The 17,931-nt window shown below is 60.2% G+C and carries 16 protein-coding genes; 9 read left to right on the top strand and 7 right to left on the bottom strand.

Translation table 11 applies throughout. The annotated features are described in order from the left end of the window. Window positions 1-105: 105 nt before the first annotated feature. From AF71_RS27075 to AF71_RS27085, 3 genes are all read left to right on the top strand, one after another. Window positions 106-573: an Lrp/AsnC family transcriptional regulator gene (locus tag AF71_RS27075; RefSeq protein ID WP_018857197.1), complete on the top strand. Its 468-nt coding sequence runs from the start codon at window positions 106-108 to the stop codon at window positions 571-573. 102 nt (window positions 574-675) lie between these two features. Next, window positions 676-1,485, top strand: a complete 810-nt coding sequence (locus AF71_RS27080; RefSeq protein ID WP_018857196.1) for a glycosyltransferase family 2 protein — start codon at window positions 676-678, stop codon at window positions 1,483-1,485. A gap of 17 nt (window positions 1,486-1,502) precedes the next feature. Then, on the top strand, window positions 1,503-2,528 hold the full coding sequence (locus tag AF71_RS27085) for a glycosyltransferase (protein ID WP_018857195.1): 1,026 nt from the start codon (window positions 1,503-1,505) through the stop codon (window positions 2,526-2,528). 9 nt (window positions 2,529-2,537) lie between these two features. Here AF71_RS27085 and AF71_RS27090 read toward each other — a convergent pair whose 3' ends face one another. After that, window positions 2,538-3,587 carry a glycosyltransferase family 4 protein gene (locus AF71_RS27090; protein WP_162763450.1) on the bottom strand — a complete coding sequence of 350 codons (1,050 nt, stop codon included), beginning with the start codon at window positions 3,585-3,587 and terminating at the stop codon, window positions 2,538-2,540. Between the two features lie 31 nt (window positions 3,588-3,618). Next, the gene (gene greA, locus AF71_RS27095; RefSeq protein WP_018857193.1) at window positions 3,619-4,095 is read right to left on the bottom strand and encodes a transcription elongation factor GreA; all 477 of its coding nucleotides are present in this window, start codon (window positions 4,093-4,095) and stop codon (window positions 3,619-3,621) included. Between the two features lie 771 nt (window positions 4,096-4,866). On the opposite strand from greA, the gene AF71_RS31940 reads away from it, so the two are divergent. After that, window positions 4,867-5,316 (top strand): hypothetical protein, encoded by a 450-nt coding sequence (locus AF71_RS31940; RefSeq protein WP_246733833.1) that lies wholly within the window; start codon window positions 4,867-4,869, stop codon window positions 5,314-5,316. A gap of 57 nt (window positions 5,317-5,373) precedes the next feature. Here AF71_RS31940 and carB read toward each other — a convergent pair whose 3' ends face one another. Further along, entirely contained in the window at window positions 5,374-8,859 is a 3,486-nt protein-coding gene (gene carB, locus AF71_RS27105; protein ID WP_018857191.1) for a carbamoyl-phosphate synthase large subunit, read from the bottom strand. A gap of 171 nt (window positions 8,860-9,030) precedes the next feature. Further along, window positions 9,031-10,059 (bottom strand): zinc-dependent alcohol dehydrogenase family protein, encoded by a 1,029-nt coding sequence (locus AF71_RS27110; protein ID WP_169683858.1) that lies wholly within the window; start codon window positions 10,057-10,059, stop codon window positions 9,031-9,033. Window positions 10,060-10,218: 159 nt separating this feature from the next. Here AF71_RS27110 and AF71_RS27115 point away from each other — a divergent pair, with 159 nt between their 5' ends. Further along, entirely contained in the window at window positions 10,219-11,136 is a 918-nt protein-coding gene (locus tag AF71_RS27115; RefSeq protein WP_113163495.1) for a neutral zinc metallopeptidase, read from the top strand. A 40-nt stretch (window positions 11,137-11,176) separates the two neighbouring features. Here the strand turns inward: AF71_RS27115 and AF71_RS27120 are convergent, their stop codons facing one another. Continuing rightward, window positions 11,177-12,172 (bottom strand): aldo/keto reductase, encoded by a 996-nt coding sequence (locus AF71_RS27120; RefSeq protein ID WP_026371791.1) that lies wholly within the window; start codon window positions 12,170-12,172, stop codon window positions 11,177-11,179. A gap of 109 nt (window positions 12,173-12,281) precedes the next feature. On the opposite strand from AF71_RS27120, the gene AF71_RS27125 reads away from it, so the two are divergent. The 3 genes from AF71_RS27125 to AF71_RS27135 all read left to right on the top strand — a co-directional run bounded on the left by AF71_RS27125 (window position 12,282) and on the right by AF71_RS27135 (window position 16,137). After that, a complete protein-coding gene (locus tag AF71_RS27125; RefSeq protein ID WP_018857187.1) occupies window positions 12,282-13,187 on the top strand; it encodes a LysR family transcriptional regulator in 906 nt (301 codons plus the stop codon). 156 nt (window positions 13,188-13,343) lie between these two features. Then, window positions 13,344-14,591, top strand: coding sequence for a tetracycline resistance MFS efflux pump (locus tag AF71_RS27130; protein ID WP_018857186.1), 1,248 nt, complete (start codon window positions 13,344-13,346; stop codon window positions 14,589-14,591). A 142-nt stretch (window positions 14,592-14,733) separates the two neighbouring features. Beyond that, window positions 14,734-16,137 carry an MATE family efflux transporter gene (locus AF71_RS27135; protein WP_062372771.1) on the top strand — a complete coding sequence of 468 codons (1,404 nt, stop codon included), beginning with the start codon at window positions 14,734-14,736 and terminating at the stop codon, window positions 16,135-16,137. Window positions 16,138-16,150: 13 nt separating this feature from the next. Here the strand turns inward: AF71_RS27135 and AF71_RS27140 are convergent, their stop codons facing one another. Further along, on the bottom strand, window positions 16,151-16,471 hold the full coding sequence (locus tag AF71_RS27140) for an antibiotic biosynthesis monooxygenase (protein WP_018857184.1): 321 nt from the start codon (window positions 16,469-16,471) through the stop codon (window positions 16,151-16,153). 252 nt (window positions 16,472-16,723) lie between these two features. On the opposite strand from AF71_RS27140, the gene AF71_RS27145 reads away from it, so the two are divergent. Next, entirely contained in the window at window positions 16,724-17,257 is a 534-nt protein-coding gene (locus AF71_RS27145) for a dihydrofolate reductase family protein (RefSeq protein WP_018857183.1), read from the top strand. Window positions 17,258-17,312: 55 nt separating this feature from the next. On the opposite strand, the gene AF71_RS27150 is transcribed toward AF71_RS27145, so the two are convergent. Then, complete coding sequence (locus AF71_RS27150; protein WP_018857182.1) at window positions 17,313-17,606, bottom strand: hypothetical protein; 294 nt, start codon at window positions 17,604-17,606, stop codon at window positions 17,313-17,315. Window positions 17,607-17,931 lie beyond the last annotated feature (325 nt).

Consider the following 17,931-nt stretch of genomic DNA (forward strand, 5'->3'; position numbering starts at 1 on the left):
TCTCGGCGCGCTGTGCAACAATCCATCGCCGTGTTGAAACTTTCTTGCGAATTCCGTCGCTTTATATAGAAGCTGGCGACCAGGAATTAAAGGAAGGGCAGGATTGTGCTTCGCGCCGAACTCGATGCCATCGATATAAAGATACTGCGTGAGCTGCAGGCAGACGGACGTATGACCAATGTCGAGCTCGCCGACCGCGTCGGGATTTCGGCGCCCCCGTGCCTGCGTCGCGTGCGGAAGCTCGAAGAGACTGGCGTCATCGAAGGCTATCACGCGATGTTGAACAGCCCGAAGCTCGGCTTCGACCTTGTCGCCTTCTGCATGGTCGGCCTCAAGCATCAGTCGGAAGCCAACCTCAAGGCTTTTGCCGCCGCCACTACGCAGTGGCCTCTCGTGCGGCAGGCCTGGATGGTTTCCGGGGATAGCGATTTCCTTCTGCACTGTGTTGCAGAGAACCTGACGCGCTTCCAGGATTTCGTTATCGAGGTACTGACGGCGAATGAGCATGTGGATACCGTGCGGACGATGCTGACGATCCGACAGGTCAAGCGGGTGGGCCTGGTCGAAGTCTGAGCGGCCAAGAGAAGCAGCATTGCTCTATGAATGAAACGGCTTATGCCGTAGTGAAGGCGCTTTGCTAGCTCTGCCGCGGAAAAAGACACGAAGATCATTCCAATGACCAAATTGCCCATTTCCGCGTTCATCATTTGCTTGAACGAAGAAGCGTATCTCGGCAATTGCATCGAGAGCCTGGATAAGTGCGCGGAGATTGTGGTCGTTGACTCCGGTTCGACGGACGGGACGATTGCTCTGCTGGAGTCCTATATCGAGAATGGCTGGCCGATCCGGGTGTTTCACGAGAATTGGCGCGGTTACGCAGGGCAGAAGCAATTCGCACTCGATCAGTGTACGCAGCCTTGGCGCTTGAATATCGATTCCGATGAACGGCTCGATGCACCCCTGCGGAAGCTTTTGCCGGAGCTCATTGCCGCTTCCGAGGATATTGTCGGGTGGCGGCTGGCGCGTCGCCCCTATCTGGTCGGTTACGGCTACACCCCTGTGCATGTGCACGAGCGCAGGAACCTGCGGCTGATCCGCAAGGGCAGGGGCGCATATGATCTCACGCAAGCTGTTCATGAAGGCATAGTGCCGACGGGGCGTGTCGAGGACGCAAAGTCCGGCAGCCTTCTTCATTACCGGCCACTGATCATCGATGATCAGATCCTCAAGGAAAACAAGTATTCGACCCTGAAGGCCGATCAGCACTTCGCCTTAGGCGAGGGGACGACCTTCCTCAGACTGATTTTCAGCCCGGTGCTCTATTTCTGGCGCCTTTATTTTCATAACGGTCTATGGCGTTGCGGGCCGTCGGGCTTCATAGAAGCTATGACAGGTGCTGTGTACGCCTTTCTGACGCAGGCGAAGCTGTATCAGCGTAAGGCAGCCGAGCGGCATCCGAATTTTGATGATGCGGGAAGGCACTAAGGTCCAAAGGTTCAATCATGAAAGTGATGCATTATCATTTCGGCAAGGATGGCGGTGCTGAGCGTTTCTTTGTTCATCTGGTCAACGCCCTGGCACGCCGGGGCGTCGAGCAAACCGCGGTCATCCGTCCGAACCGGCTATGGCGGAAGGACATCGAGCAGTCGTCGCGCATCATCGAAAGCAAGTTTCGAAATCTCTCACCCGACAGGATCCTATTGCCTTTGCGGGTCAAACACATGGCGCGTATGGAGAAGCCCGATGCGCTGTTTTCTTGGGCGACCCGTGGCAGCCGACTGATGCCGAACTATAAGGGATGTATCAAGCTCTCCCGTCTTGGGGATTACCCGACAAACCTCAGCTACTTTAAAAACTCCGACATTCTCGTTTGCAATACGCCTGGTATCGGCGAGCATGTGCGTAATAAGCTGGGCTGGACACGCGGCGTCGAGGTGATCTCGAACTTCACGAATACTGAACAAGTGGCGCCCGTCGATCGCGCGTCGCTGAACACGCCGGTTGATGCGCCCGTCGTGATGTCGATGGGCCGTTTCGTACCACGCAAGGAATTTGCCTTGCTGACGGCGGCGGTGGCGAAGCTGCCTGATGTCTATTTGTGGCTTGCGGGCGAAGGCGAAGAATTGGAGAACGTCAAGAAGGTCGCAGCGGACCTTGGCGTTATGGACCGCGTACGTTTTCTCGGTTGGCAGAAGGATACGCGGCCGTTCGTCGCCGCTGCCGATATTTTCGTGATGCCGTCAAAGCACGAGCCGCTTGGCAATGTCATTCTAGAGGCCTGGGCGCAGGGCAAGCCTGTTGTCTCCAGCCGCTCCGAGGGACCCTCGTGGTTCATGCGTGACTGTGACAATGGGCTACTGGTTGACATCGGCGATGCCGATGGTTTCTCGCACGCCATCGAACGGCTGATCAACGATCCGGTACTGGCCGCGAAGGTTGCTGCGGGGGGGCGGGAGACGCTGATGAAGCAGTTCTCCGAAGACGCAGTTGCCAACGCCTATCTCGAGCTTTTCAAGCGCAAGCCTTGATGTCGTCGCTTAAAGCGACCGATAAATGGCGCCAAGCTTCCGTGCTTCGCCTTCGATACTGAAGGTATTCATCGCATGAGTTCGGGAGCGGGCCGATGCCTGCTGTCGGCGGCTTTCGTCATCCATGAAGAGACTGGACGCTTGAACCATTGTACCGAGATCGTCGCGCGGGACGATGAGGCCGGTTTCGTTGGCGCCCGTTACCAGCAGTTCAGGAAACGCACCGACGTCGGTAGCGACCACGGGGACCGCCGTTGCCATCGCTTCGAGCGGTGTCAGACCAAAGCCTTCCCAGCGCTGTGGAGCAATGAAGAGGTCGAGCGTCCGATACCAGTCATTGATATTGGTGTGCTCGCCGACGAATAGAATGCGATCGGCCAGGCCTGCGGCTGCAGCGCGCGCCTTCAGCTCCTTCTCGAACTCGACGTGCTGGGATGTTGCACGTCCGGCAATAACGGCGATCCAGTCCGGTCGGGTCGGCAGCAGGCGGATCATGCTGTCGACAAAAAGATCCGTGCCCTTCTGGTGACGAACGCGACCGAAACAGCCGGCGATCCTCTTCGTGGCGTCAAGACCAAGCAGCTGTTTGGCTGTCGCCTTGTCTTCCGCCGGAGAGAAGCGGGCCGTGTCTATTCCGTGCAGAACAACGGTGTTCGGCACTTCCAGATAGTTTGCCGTCTTGCCGCTGGTCGCGATCACGGCGTCCATTCTGGAGATCAGCCATTTCGTCCAGCCGGTGTGGCGGCGCTGAGAGGCCGACGTGAAGACAATCTTCAGGGGCATGCGCAGGACATCGCGCATGAGAATGGCCGGCAGCATCTCGATGTTGCGGCGGGCGTGCCATATGCGGAAGGGCCGACAGCGCGGCGCGCGCCAAAGCTTCGGCAGGTCGCGAAAGCGAATGTGCGGCAGAGATGCTGGAAGGCCCGGGCCGAGGGTCGCAATCTTCTCGCCGAGTACGCGCTGGACCGGGATCAGCTGAATGATGGTGGAGGTGACGCCGGAGAGCCGTTTTTTGAAGTTCGGCGCAATAATCTCGACGTCACTAACATTGACGATAGCCGGTTGGCCGCGACCTTCCACGGATCAATCAGCCCCAGGAAATGGAAAGGACTTCGTAGGCCTTGGAGCCGCCGGGTGCGTTGACTTCGATCGAGTCGCCGACTTCCTTGCCGATCAGCGCGCGAGCGATCGGCGACGAGATGGAGATCCGGCCGGCCTTAACATCGGCTTCCTGATCGCCGACGATCTGATAGGTCTTTTCTTCTTCGGTGTCCTCGTCGACGAGCTTCACCTTCGCGCCGAACTTGATCTTGTCACCGGACATCTTCGACAGGTCGATGACCTCCGCGCGTGCGGTCAGGTCTTCAAGCTCGCTGATGCGGCCTTCGTTGTGGCTCTGCGCTTCCTTGGCCGCATGGTATTCGGCGTTTTCCGAGAGGTCACCATGGGCACGGGCTTCGGCGATTGCCTCGATGATGCGGGGGCGCTCCTCCTGCTGACGCCAGCGCAGTTCTTCCTGCAGCTTGACGAAACCACCCTGCGTCATCGGTACCTTATCAACCATTTTTCTGTCCTTCACTCCCCGTGTCCGCTTAGCCGCAGACACAAAAGAAAACAGGTCCCGAAGGGGAACTTCGGAACCGTGTAACAATCCTAACTGTTGTGGTTATAGCAGATCGCCACCGCTGATTTCCATAAAATTCGTATCGCTACCCGGAGGCGCTCCGTTACGACCGCAAACCTGAGCAATATTGACTTTGAGGTGGACGGTTCGCTGAGAACGCCTCTGAAGGACTGACTGGCAATTCTCTCGATGGCGCAAAAAATGATGCATATTTCGCCGTTCCCTCGGGATCGCAAAGCGTGATTCGACCGTTGGTACAGGCTCCAATGGGCTGAGGCGTCTTTGTTGGCTCTATCGCCGTCAGGAAGAACGCCGGCCGAGATACTGCCCGCATCGGCGCTGCATTGGCGTCTTTGGGTTGAATCTGTAAGCTGTACGATCGTCTTGGGCGTAGGGCTTGTTGGCGCAGGAGGGGAAGATGGGCGACAACTACATCATCAGTGCCAGAAAGCGAACGGGTGATGCATTGATCGCGGAACCCGGGCCGATCAAGTTCCTGAAGGTGCCTGATGTGCTCGACAGCTACGATGCGCGCCAGGCAGTATCCAGTGCGAAGGATTGGGTCGCCGAGGTGCAGGGGCTCGCGGATGGCGACGAGAATCCGAATTCGATCGGTCCGCGGGGCGATGTGCTTATTTTTGTGCATGGCTACAACAATGACATTCCGACCGTTCTAAAGCGCATCAGGCAGTTGCGTTCATTGGCGGCGATGTGTCCACGGATAGCCTGTCGCTTGCGAGCGACTGGAATCAGCCGATGTTCCGCCGGATCATGCGGCTCACCAACTACTCCAATCCTTTCGATTCCGTCCTTGCCGTATCCAACGCGAAGAGGCTCGGCGTTGCGCCGCGTGTCGGTCGCGTTGGGCTGCCGGCGTTGGTCAACGCTAAAGCGGTCGACGTCAATTGCGGTGAGTATTTCAATACGGTCGATCCAGCTTCGCAGCCCCAGATTGGTTCATGGACCCACTCATGGCATATCGGCAATCGGGTTTTCGCCCACGACCTTGCGATGACTCTGGAAGGCGCTATCGATCGTCACGCCATTCCGACGCGGCGTGAAGAAGGCGGAAAGCTGATTTTGCAGGATCGGCGGCGACCGGCCTTTCAGAATGCCTGGAACGTCAAGGCGGACGCGCAGGATGCAAGGGCGCGAATCTAACGGCTCCGACGCCTCGAGAGCGGACCGGCGCGGATGGCGCGCCGGTCCAATTCTTTATTAGAAGTAGCTTTGCAGCGGACGAACTTCGAGGTTGCCAGCCCGCAGCGCCTTGATCGCCTGGGCGGCCGCCTCGGCGCCGGCCATCGTGGTGTAGTAGGGGACCTTCTGCATCAGCGTTGCGCGGCGCAGCGACTTGGAGTCGGAGATCGCCTTGTTGCCGTCCGTCGTATTGATCACGAGCTGGACCTGGCGGTTGCGGATCGCATCTTCGATGTGTGGGCGACCTTCCAGGACCTTGTTGATCTTCGTAGCCGCGATGCCGTTCTCAGCCAGGAAGCGCTGCGTGCCCCCGGTTGCCAGAACCTTGAAGCCTTCGCCGACGAGAACGCGGATGGCCGGCAGCACGCGCGGCTTGTCCTCGTCGCGGACCGATACGAAGACCGTTCCGTCACGCGGCAGTTCAACGCCGGCGCCGAGCTGCGACTTCGCAAACGCCAGCGCGAAATCGGTGTCGAGGCCGATGACTTCGCCGGTCGAGCGCATTTCCGGGCCGAGCAGCGTGTCGACGCCGGGGAAGCGGGCAAACGGGAAGACGGCTTCCTTGACGGCGATATGCTTGAGGTTGCGCGGATCCGGCTTCTGGCCGTAGGTCGAGAACAGCGCGTCGAGCTTCTCGCCGGCCATGGCGCGGGCGGCGATCTTGGCGATTGGGGCGCCGATGGTCTTGGCGACGAAGGGAACGGTACGTGAGGCGCGCGGGTTCACTTCCAGCACGTAGACGGTGCCGTCCTTGATGGCGAACTGTACGTTCATCAGACCAACGACGTTCAGCGCCTTGGCCATCGACTTTGCCTGACGCTCGAGCTCGTCGATCATCTCGTTCGAAAGGGTGCGCGGCGGCAGTGAGCAGGCGCTATCGCCCGAATGGATGCCAGCTTCCTCGATGTGTTCCATGATGCCGGCGATGAAGGCGTCGTTGCCGTCGGAGAGGCAGTCGACGTCGACTTCGATGGCGTTCGAGAGATAGCTGTCAAACAGCAGCGGGTTCTTACCGAGCAGGGTGTTGATCTGGCCGGTCTTGTCGTTCGGGTAGCGCTGCTTGATGTCTTCGGGCACCAGTTCCGGCACGGTGTCGAGCAGGTAGGTCTGCAGCTGGCCTTCCGAATGCAGGATCTGCATGGCGCGGCCGCCGAGAACGTAGGACGGGCGCACGACCAGCGGGAAGCCGATCTCGGTGGCTACCAGGCGAGCCTGTTCGACCGAGTAGGCGATGCCGTTGTTCGGCTGGGTCAGGTCGAGCTTGATCAGGAGCTTCTGGAAGCGGTCGCGGTCTTCGGCAAGGTCGATCATGTCGGGCGCAGTGCCGAGGATCGGGATGCCGTTCTTCTCAAGCGCTTCCGCAAGCTTCAGCGGGGTCTGGCCGCCGAACTGGACGATGACGCCGACGACTTCGCCCTTTTCCTGCTCCGCGCGGAGGATCTCGATCACGTCTTCAGCCGTGAGCGGCTCGAAATAGAGGCGATCCGACGTATCGTAGTCGGTCGAGACCGTTTCCGGGTTGCAGTTGATCATGATAGCTTCGTAGCCGGCGTCACGCAGCGCGAAGGCGGCATGGCAGCAGCAGTAGTCAAACTCGATGCCCTGGCCGATACGGTTCGGACCACCGCCGAGGATGACGACCTTCTTGGCGGCCGAGACTTCGGCTTCAGAGCGCAGTTCACCGACAAAAGGCCTTTCGTAGGTCGAGTACATGTAGGCGGTCGGCGAGGCGAACTCGGCAGCGCAGGTATCGATGCGCTTGAAGACCGGGCGGACGTTCAGGCTGTTGCGCAGCTCGGCGACTTCCTTCGGGCGCTTGCCCGTCAGCGTGGCGAGGCGGGCGTCGGAGAAGCCCATTGCCTTCAGCGTGCGCAGGTTCGTGGCGTCTGTCGGCAGGCCATGCTCGCGGATGCGGGCTTCCATATCGACGATCGCCTTGAACTGGGCGATGAACCACGGGTCGATCTTGCAGCCCTCGTGAACCTCTTCGGGGCTCATGCCCTGGCGAAGCGCCTGGGCCACCATGCGCAGGCGATCCGGCGTCGGTGTGCCGATCGCGGCGCGGATGGCGTTCTGGCTGGATTCGCCTTCTTCAACACCGGGGATTTCGATTTCATCGAGGCCGGTCAGGCCGGTTTCGAGGCCGCGCAGCGCCTTCTGCAACGATTCGGCGAAGGTGCGGCCGATCGCCATGACTTCACCGACCGACTTCATGGCGGTGGTGAGAACCGGCGAGGCGCCCGGGAACTTCTCGAAGGCGAAACGCGGGATCTTGGTGACGACGTAGTCGATCGACGGTTCGAAGGAGGCGGGCGTCGCGCCGCCGGTGATGTCGTTGTCGAGCTCGTCGAGCGTGTAGCCGATGGCGAGCTTGGCGGCGACCTTGGCAATCGGGAAGCCGGTGGCCTTCGAGGCAAGCGCCGACGAACGCGAGACGCGCGGGTTCATTTCGATGACGACGAGGCGGCCGTCCTTCGGGTTGACGGCGAACTGGACGTTCGAGCCGCCGGTTTCCACGCCAATCTCGCGCAGGACCGCGATCGAGGCGTTGCGCATCATCTGGTATTCCTTGTCGGTCAGCGTCAAAGCCGGCGCGACGGTGATCGAGTCGCCCGTGTGGACGCCCATCGGGTCGATGTTTTCGATCGAGCAGATGATGATGCAGTTGTCCGCCTTGTCGCGGACGACTTCCATTTCGTATTCCTTCCAGCCGAGAACCGATTCCTCGATCAGAACTTCGGTCGTCGGGGAGGCATCGAGGCCACCGCCGATGATTTCGAAGAACTCCGAGCGGTTGTAGGCAATGCCGCCGCCGGTGCCGCCCATAGTGAAGGAGGGGCGGATGATGGCGGGCAGGCCGACGACGTCGATCGCCTGGGCGGCAATCGCCATGGCGTGGCTGATGTAGCGCTGCTTGCGGTCGGTCTCGCCGAGGTTCCACTGGTTTTCCAGTTCGTCGAGCGCCTTGTCGAGTTCGGCGCCGGAGAGGCTTTCCTTCAGCTTGTTGCGCTCGGCTTCATGCGTCTTGCGGTCGGCATCCTTGATGTCGGTGGCGTTGGCGAGCATCGAGCGCGGGGTTTCGAGGCCGATCTTTTCCATCGCCTCGCGGAACAGGGCGCGGTCTTCGGCCTTGTCGATAGCGGCGGGCTTGGCGCCGATCATTTCGACATTGTAGCGGTCCAGGACGCCCATTCTCTTCAGGGAAAGCGCGGTGTTGAGCGCGGTCTGGCCGCCCATGGTCGGCAGCAGCGCGTCGGGGCGCTCCTTGGCGATGATCTTGGCGACGACTTCGGGGGTGATCGGCTCGACGTAGGTGGCGTCGGCGAGGCCCGGGTCGGTCATGATCGTTGCCGGGTTGGAGTTGACGAGGATGACGCGGTAGCCTTCCTCCTTCAGCGCCTTGCAGGCCTGGGTGCCGGAGTAGTCGAATTCGCAAGCCTGGCCAATGACGATCGGTCCTGCGCCGATGATGAGGATCGATTTGATATCTTGGCGCTTCGGCATGGGCGTTTTCCGTTTCCTAGCTGCGCAGAAAGCCGGCCAGGGTGGGAGGCACCGGCCGGGTCGCGCATATGATGGTCTTTTCAGGCTAGAAGCGGCTTATAGGCAAATGTATTTGTAAACGGAACCCCATAATTTGCGGAATCGACAGGAATTGGCAGCTCTTGTGAGAGCCTAGTCGATGCCCGGTACGACAAGTGCCCGGATCTCGCCTTTCCGGGCGGGATTGGAGATCGCTTCCACGCCCTCCTTGAAACCGATCCGGCGGGAGATTAGTGGCTCGACTTGGATCGTTCCCGACGCGATCAGTTCGGCCGCCCGCAGGTGAGTGAACGGGTTGATAAATGAGCTTACCAGCTTGATCTCTCGGAAGAGGAGATCGAACGGCTCGATTGCGACCTTCACACCCTGCGGCATGACTCCGAGGATCACGACCGTGCCGCCGCGCCGCGCAAGCCCAGGTGCCTGTTCGATCGTTTCCGCTACGCCCGCGCATTCGATGACGACATCGGCGCCTCCCGGCAACAAACCGTCGTGCGCGGTCAAGCGGGACACGATATCGCCGACCGAGGGATCCGCATTCGCGGTCGCTCCCAGCCTTTCGGCGACCCTCCGCTTCTCTTCGCTGCGGGTAACGAGAACAACCTTTGTCGCTCCCGCCAGGCGGGCCAACTGGACGACCAGCAAGCCGATCACGCCGCCGCCAAGGACGACAACCGACGAGCCCGTTCGGATTTCCGCAAGGTCGACACCGTGGATGCAGCAGGCGAGAGGTTCGCAGAAGGCGCCATGCAGAGGCGGCAGTGCCAAGGGCAGCTCGAAAGCCTGCTGCTGCGGGATGCAGACATATTCCGCAAAGCCACCGTCGCGATGGATGCCGGTCGCCTGCAGGTTATGGCAGAGATTGACGCGGCCGCGCTGGCATTCTGGACACTGACCGCATGCGATATTCGGATCGCCGGTGACGCGCATGCCTTCGCGAAAGCCGCTCACGCCATCGCCCACTCTTTCGATGATGCCGCAGAACTCATGGCCGAGCGTAACGGGCGGCTTGGAAGGAAACTCTCCGAGGAACAGATGCCGGTCGGTGCCGCAAATGCCACAAGCCTCCACACGAACCAGCAACTCGCCAACACCCGGGTCGGGACGCTCTACCTCGCGCAGAGCCAGCTTGCCCGTCGCTTCGAGCCGAAGTGCCTTCATGTCTCTCCTCCTCAGACTTCTTTCTCGCAAGGAGGCCCGAATGTCGATGTCTCGTCAAGCTGGTCCACAGTGGTGTACGGGTTCTCTCAGGTTAACTGGAATTTCCCGATCATCGAGATATATACCTACCGATCGAAGGTTTAGCCCAGGGGAACCGTCATGGAGTGGAAAGGCCGGCGTCAGTCCGACAACATCGAGGATCGTCGTGGCGATCCTTCCATGGGCGGATTGGGCAGAGGTGGAGGCTTCGGCTTTCCTACCGGCGGCGGCATGGGCCGGCGCGGCGGCGGCCTGAGCATCGGCACCATCATCTTTCTTGTTGTCATCTATTTTATCCTCAAGGCCATGGGCATAGACCTGCTGCAGGTTATGGATGGCGGCATGACGACCAACGGCCCCGGCTATGAGCAAAGCGAATCGGGAAGTCAGACACCTGCCAACGATGAAATGACCGCATTCGTTCGTACCGTTCTTGCCGAGACCGAGGACACGTGGAACGGGATCTTCCAGTCCCTTGGTCGTCAGTACGAAGAGCCTCGCCTCGTTCTCTTTTCCGGACAGACGCAGTCTGCCTGCGGCTTTGCCTCAGCGGCGACCGGTCCTTTCTACTGCCCGAGCGACCACAAGGTCTATCTCGACACGGCCTTCTTCAACCAGCTCAGCCGCCAGTTCGGCGCCTCCGGCGATTTCGCCGAAGCCTACGTCGTTGCGCATGAAGTCGGCCATCATGTTCAGAACTTGCTGGGCATCCTGCCGAAATTCAACGAGGCGCGTCAGCGGATGAGCGAGGCGGAGGCCAACAAGATGTCCGTCCGCGTTGAACTGCAGGCCGACTGCTTCGCCGGCATCTGGGGCAAATTTACCGATCAGAAGGGCATTCTCGAAGCCGGCGATCTGGAGGAGGCGCTGAACGCAGCCCAGCAGATTGGCGACGACAGGCTGCAGAAGCGCAGCCAGGGCTACGTCGTGCCCGAGAGTTTCAACCACGGCACTTCGGAGCAGCGGGCGCGTTGGTTCAAGCGTGGCTTCGACAGCGGGCAGTTGTCGGCCTGCGATACCTTCTCAGGCCCCGTGTGATTTGAGACAGCCTCTCCTTATGTGGAGAGGCTGGCCAGCATCACTTTTCACTGTCCATATGTCTGATCTGTGCGTCAGGGTAGCGTGCACCCGCCGCGGCGTCCTTCGGCACGGCGCGTTCGATGGCCGCCATATCCTCGGTGGACAATTGCACAGCGCGCGAACCGAGCGCTTCGGTAAGCTGGTCACGTCGGCGCGCGCCGACGAGGGGCACGATGTCCTGCCCGCGGGCCGCCACCCAGGCGATGGCGATCTGAGCGACAGATACCCGCTTCTCGTCCGCGATCTTTCGCAGTTCCTCGACGAGCGCGAGGTTCTGATCGATGTTGCTGTCCTGGAAGCGCGGGCTCATGCCGCGGAAATCACCGGAGCCGGTTGCCTGTCCCTTATGCCAATGTCCGCTGATCAGGCCGCGGGAGAGAACACCGTAGGCGGTGATTGAAATCCCGAGCTCACGGCAGGTTGGCAGGATCTGGTTCTCGATGCCGCGCGAGATCAGTGAATACTCGATCTGCAGATCGCAAATCGGATGGGCGCTGGCTGCGCGGCGTATGGTATCTGCGCCGACTTCCGAAAGGCCGACATGCCTGACGTACCCTGCCTTGATCATGTCACCGATCGTGCCCACCGTTTCCTCGATGGGAACGTTGGGATCCAGGCGGGCGGGGCGGTAGATGTCGATGTAGTCGACGTCGAGACGCTTCAGCGTGTAGGCGAGGAAGTTCTTGATCGCGGCGGGCCGGGAGTCGTAGCCGCTCCAGTTGCCGGCTGGATCGCGCAGGGCGCCGAACTTGACGCTGATGACGACGTCGTCCCGCTTGCGGCCCTTCAACGCTTCGCCGATCAGCATCTCGTTGTGGCCCATGCCGTAGAAGTCGCCGGTGTCGAGCAGGTTGATGCCGACGTCGAGAGCAGCATGAATCGTGGCAATGCTCTCGCTGCGGTCGGATGGCCCGTACATGCCGGACATGCCCATGCAGCCGAGGCCGATGGCCGATACCATTGGGCCGGTTTCTCCCAAACGATGCTTTTCCATTTCGTTCTCCTTCGTCACGCCGATGTTGATCGCCGGGAATAGTTTTATCGCGCCCGGCCTCGTGCGATAATCCATATGAATGCGAACGAGCTGTACGGGGAAATGCACAATGGAAGACCTTCCTCTCAATGATCTGGATGCCTTCACGGCCATTGCAAGGGAGCGCAGCTTTCGCGCCGCTGCCCGCAAGCGCGGTGTCTCCGCTTCTTCACTGAGCGACTCGCTGCGGCGGCTGGAGGAGCATGTCGGTGTTCGCCTGCTCAACCGGACGACCCGCAGCGTCACGCCGACGGAGGCTGGGGAGCGGCTGCTCCAACGCCTGACACCTGCGCTTAGCGAAATCTCCTTGGCGCTCCAGCAACTCGACGTTTTCCGTGATAGCCCGAGCGGAACCCTCCGCCTCAACGTGCCGATCATCGCCACGCGGCTTTTCCTGCCTGATCTCGCCAGCCGTTTTCTGAAGCGTTACCCGCGGATCTCGCTCGAGATCGTCGGAGAGGATACGTTCGTCGATGTGCTCGCAGCCGGGTATGACGCCGGCATCCGCTATGACGAGCGGCTTGAGCGCGACATGATCGCAGTGCCGATCGGGCCGCGCCGTCAAAGATATGTCACGGCGGCCGCGCCTGACTACCTCGAGCGCCGCGGTATCCCTGGTCACCCGCGCGACCTGCTCGAGCATGAGTGTGTCAGGCATCGTTTCCTCAGCGGAGCTGCGTTGCCCTGGGAGTTCGAGCGGGCAGACGAGACTCTAGTGATTACGCCGAAGGGGCCGATCATCGCCAACACGATCGAAATGCAAGTCTCGGCTGCGGTCACCGGGCTCGGCATCATCAGGACCTTCGAGGAGGTTCTGATGCCCGCCATCGAGAGGGGAGAATTGGTGCCGATCCTCGATGATTGGGTGACGGAATTCTCAGGTCCGTTTCTCTACTATGCGAGCCGTAAACACATGCCGCCTGCGCTTCGGGCGTTCGTCGACTTCGTCAAAGGCGAACCGCGGAAAGAGGGGTAGAATCCCCGTTTGTTCCGGTTCTCGATCAACTTAACTCGTGAGCCTATCAAAAGATTTGAAATGTTCACGGATTGTTTCGCTAATATACGTGAGCTATGTAACAAATGCCGGCGACGAGATCGTCTTTTCAGAAATAGCCTGCTGTAGAGATGCCTCATGCTTGATCCGAAATTCGTTCGTCGCGGCTTGTTCCTTGTCTTCATGATCCTGTTTCTCGACGTGATCGGGATCGCGATCATCATGCCTGTGCTGCCCGCTTATCTTGAGCAATTGACCGGTGGGTCCGTGAGCGATGCAGCTCTCGATGGTGGCTGGCTGCTTGTCGTCTATGCGGTCATGCAGTTCCTGTTTGCGCCGTTCCTGGGCAATCTCAGCGACCGCTTCGGGCGGCGCCCCATTCTGCTTCTGTCGGTGCTGACCTTTGCGATCGACAACTTCATCTGCGCAGTGGCGACGAGCTTCTGGATGCTTTTTATCGGTCGTGCGCTGGCTGGCTTCAGCGGCGGCAGCTTTGCGACCTGTTCCGCCTACATCGCCGACATCAGCAATGATGACAATCGGGCCAAGAATTTCGGCCTGATCGGCATTGCGTTTGGCGTCGGTTTCACGATCGGCCCTGTCATCGGCGGCTTCCTCGGCGAGTTCGGCCCCCGAGTACCGTTTTTTGGGGCAGCGGCGCTCTCGTTCCTCAATTTCGTTGCCGCCTATTTCATGCTTCCCGAGACATTGGAGGCAAAGAATCGTCGGACGTTTGAGTGGAAGCGTGCCAATCCTCTTGGCGCGCTGAAGCAGATGCGAAACTACCCCGGTATTGGGTCAATCTGTGCGGTCATGTTCCTTTTCTGGCTGGCGCATGCCGTCTATCCGGCGGTCTGGGCCTTCGTATCGACTTTCCGTTATGGCTGGAGCGAGGGCCAGATCGGCCTGTCTCTCGGCATCTACGGCATCGGCGCAGCCTTTGTCATGGGCGTCATTCTGCCGAAGATCGTGCCGGTACTCGGCGAGTGGAAGACAGCAGTGCTGGGCTTGTGTTTTTCCGTCGTCGGACTGACGGGTTACGCCTTCGCCTGGGAGGGCTGGATGGTCTACACGATCATCGTGCTGACGGTGATGGAAAATGTCGCCGATCCGCCGCTGCGAAGCATAGCAGTCGCCAAGGTGCCCCCCTCTGCTCAGGGAGAATTGCAAGGGGCGCTCACCAGCCTCAGCAGCATCACCACGATCGTCGGGCCGCTGATCTTTACGCAGCTGTTCGGCTACTTCACTGGACCCGAGGCGCCGGTGCGTTTCGCTGGGGCGCCATACCTGCTGTCGGCCATCATCATCCTGATCGCGGCCATTGTGTTCTTGACGAAGGTACGCACGGTCAAGGTCGCAGAAGCCGTCGAGCAGCCGGCCGAGTGAGCCATCAGAATTCGTGATGCGATGATGAATTTTTCATCATTTGCCTAGTTTTGAATGGCTCTTTGCGGAGCTTTGATCTAATTCCTCTTGATGTTTTGCCGCAACTTGCGGCCGTCAGCGATTCAATCACAGGACTGGTGTCATGGACACGCCGATCGACGCGCGCAAGCTAGCGCCGAAAAACGATAACCATTGGGCTGCGCATTTCCGCGCCACGCTGGCGCTCGGAGTCCCGTTGATTGGCGCGCAGCTGGCCCAGCTCGGCATCAACACGACCGACGTGATGATTGTCGGCCGTCTCGGTGCTGAAAACCTCGCTGCCATGGTGCTATCGGCGCAGTTCCTGTTCACGATCCTCGTTTTCGGCTCGGGTTTCGCCATCGCGGTCATACCGATGGTTGCGCAGGCCTACGGGAAGGGCGACGTCGTCAGCGTGCGCCGGTCGCTACGCATGGGCCTTTGGGTCGTGCTGGCCTATTGGGTGATCATGCTGCCAGCGTTCTTCAATTCCGAGCGGATCCTGCTTGCCGCTGGACAGAAGCCCGAAGTGGCTGCACTCGCGCATGGCTACATATTGATCGGTCAATTCGGCGTGCTGCCGGGGCTGCTTTACAATGTCATGCGTGCGCTGGTCAGCGCGATCGGCCGCGCGGCGGTCATTCTCAACGTGACGATCGCGATGCTGGTGCTGAACGCCTTCTTCGCATATGCGCTGGTGCTCGGCCATTTCGGCTTCCCGGCAATGGGCCTAGAGGGAGCGGCGATCGTTTCGGTCGTCGTGCAGGCCGCCGGCTTCCTGTTTATCATTGGCTATGTGCAGAGCAGGGCGGAGACGCGGCGCTACGAGATATTCGTCCGGTTCTGGCGTCCCGACTGGAAGGCCTTCTGGGAAGTCGTGCGTCTCGGCCTGCCGATCAGCGTGACGATCCTCGCCGAAGTGAGCCTCTTTACCGTTGCCTCGCTGCTGATGGGGCAAATCGGAACGATCGAGCTCGCCGCTCACGGCATCGCGCTGCAATGGGCGTCGATTGCCTTCATGATCCCGCTTGGCCTGTCGCAGGCGGCCACCGTTCGGGTCGGCGTCGCGCACGGGCAGGGCGACTACACCGCAGTCGTTCGGGCTTCGATCGCTGTCGTCGTCATCGCCTGCCTGATCGCGGCGGCCGGCAGCATTCTGTTTGCTGCCGTTCCCGAGTTCCTGGGAAGCTGGTTCCTTGATACGACCCTGCCGGAGGCACCTCAGGTGCTTGCCTATGCTGGGCCGCTGATCGTTGTGGCAGGGCTCTTCCAGTTGGTCGATGGCTTGCAGGCAATCGCCAATGGCCTGCTGCGCGGCTTGAAGGATGCGCGCGTACCGATGATCCTGGCGCTGATCGCCTATTGGCCGATTGGCTTCTTCCTCGCCTGGGCCTTTGCGTTCCCGCTTGGCTTCGGTGGAATCGGCATCTGGTTCGGCTTCTTGGTCGGGCTGGCGGCGGCAGCCGTGATGCTTTGCGGACGCTTCTACCTGCTTGTCCGCCGCGAAAAGAACATGGCCGGCGTCTAGCCGGCCATTCGGATCAAGCCGCGATCGGCTTGTAGTTGGCAATGTCGGCGCGAATGCCTAGGCGTTCGAACAGCGCCTGCGGATCGAAGTTTCTGGCGCGATGGGCTGCCTGCACCACCGCTTTGACCCGGTCGATCACCTCGGCACTTTCCCATTGCGCGATCGTCACGAAGTTGAACTCGCCAGGCCCTGAAACCTGCTCCAGCACCTGATGGCTGATGAAGCCCTCCTGCGCCTGCAAGACCTCGTGCGTCTTCAGCACGTTCATGAGGAATTCCTCCCGCGCAGCCTCCGGAACAGCAAACTTGTCGATCCGGTAAAACGCTCCGTTCATCCCTGTCTCCTTTGCTTTGGATGTCACAAGCGCGGGTGTAATTCCTCAAGTTAAGTTGAGGTCAATAGGTCGACACAAATGGCCACTGTAGGTGACCCGTGGGTGGTTAGGGCCGGTCTGCCTTGTGCGTAGAGGTTGGAAGGGAGCTCTAATTTGGTCGCACCAACCAAGCGACGTCAGATTGTAAGCAAATTCATTTCTGCGTAGCATCGGTCAGACCGTTGTGAGGAACTTGGGAGGAGGTCCTGCAGCATGTCCAAGCTCGTGTTCGCTTTGAACCAGTCCCTGGATGGTTATGTCGACCATTTAGAATTTGGGCCGCCCGATCCCGTGCTCTTTCGTCATTTCATCGACGACGTGCGCGGCCTTGCCGGAAGCGTATACGGTCGCCGCATGTACGAGGCGATGCGGTATTGGGACGAAGACCATGCCGAATGGGACGAGGCGGAGTGCGACTACGCAGCGGCGTGGCGGCGCCAACCGAAATGGGTCGTGTCGCGCTCGCTGCAATCAGTCGGCCCGAACGCCACGCTTGTCGCGGACGACATCGAAGCGACCATCCGCGGGTTGAAGGCTCAGCTGGACGGAGTGATTGAAGTTTCCGGACCTGAACTGGCGCGAAGTCTTGGTGACCTCGGTCTGGTCGATGAATATCGAATGTATCTCCATCCCGTCGTGCTTGGTCGCGGCAAGCCGTTCTTCGCCGGCCCGCGGCCGCCGCTGCGCCTCGTGGCGAGCGATCGAATTGGCGGGGACGTGATCAGGTTGACATACGTTCTGGCATAGTCGCGCGACCGACCCGCCTCAGTCCGGCGGTGGCCGCGCGCTTATAATCTGCGACCTAGTAATTGTACATCGACATTGGATCGTTGATGCAGGCGTAGTCCAGGAGGCACTGCTTGCCCGTACGGTCACGCAAGCTAGCGGTGCTCAGCTTGTCGCCTGGGCCGCATTGAGCTGGCGGATAGCGAAAGTTGCGGCCTCCGAAGCCGAGGCGGACATAGACCTTCTTGGATTGGCGGATAATCTGCGCGAGCTGTGCGCAGCTGTAGTCTTTCGCATCGACCTTCACAGGCCCGGCGGCAAAGGATACCGTCGGGAGCAAGCACGCAACGACTAGAACCAAGCATCTCATGGCTGGCGGCCTCCTGACCGAAACTCAGTAAATCAGCACTCTCGACGCTATTCAAACGGATATTGCGTGGCGGCAGCCGCGGATGCGCGCAATAGCTAAAACGAGAAAAGCCCGCTGGGAAGCGGGCTCAGACTGCTGACAAACCCGCCGATATTTTCGGCGGGNTTGTTTTTTGGACGTTGGTTGTTTTAGTTGGGTTCTGAGGCGGGGCGAAGTTGGCGGCCTCTGGCCCTCATGCCATGGCTGGTCTGGGTGGCTTGGTGAGCGCCATGGCGATCTTCTTGATGTTTTGGGCGGCTGCAGCCAGCAGGCACTGGCATGCGAC

The organism is Rhizobium sp. 57MFTsu3.2, assembly GCF_012932765.1.
GTDB lineage: Bacteria > Pseudomonadota > Alphaproteobacteria > Rhizobiales > Rhizobiaceae > Rhizobium > Rhizobium altiplani.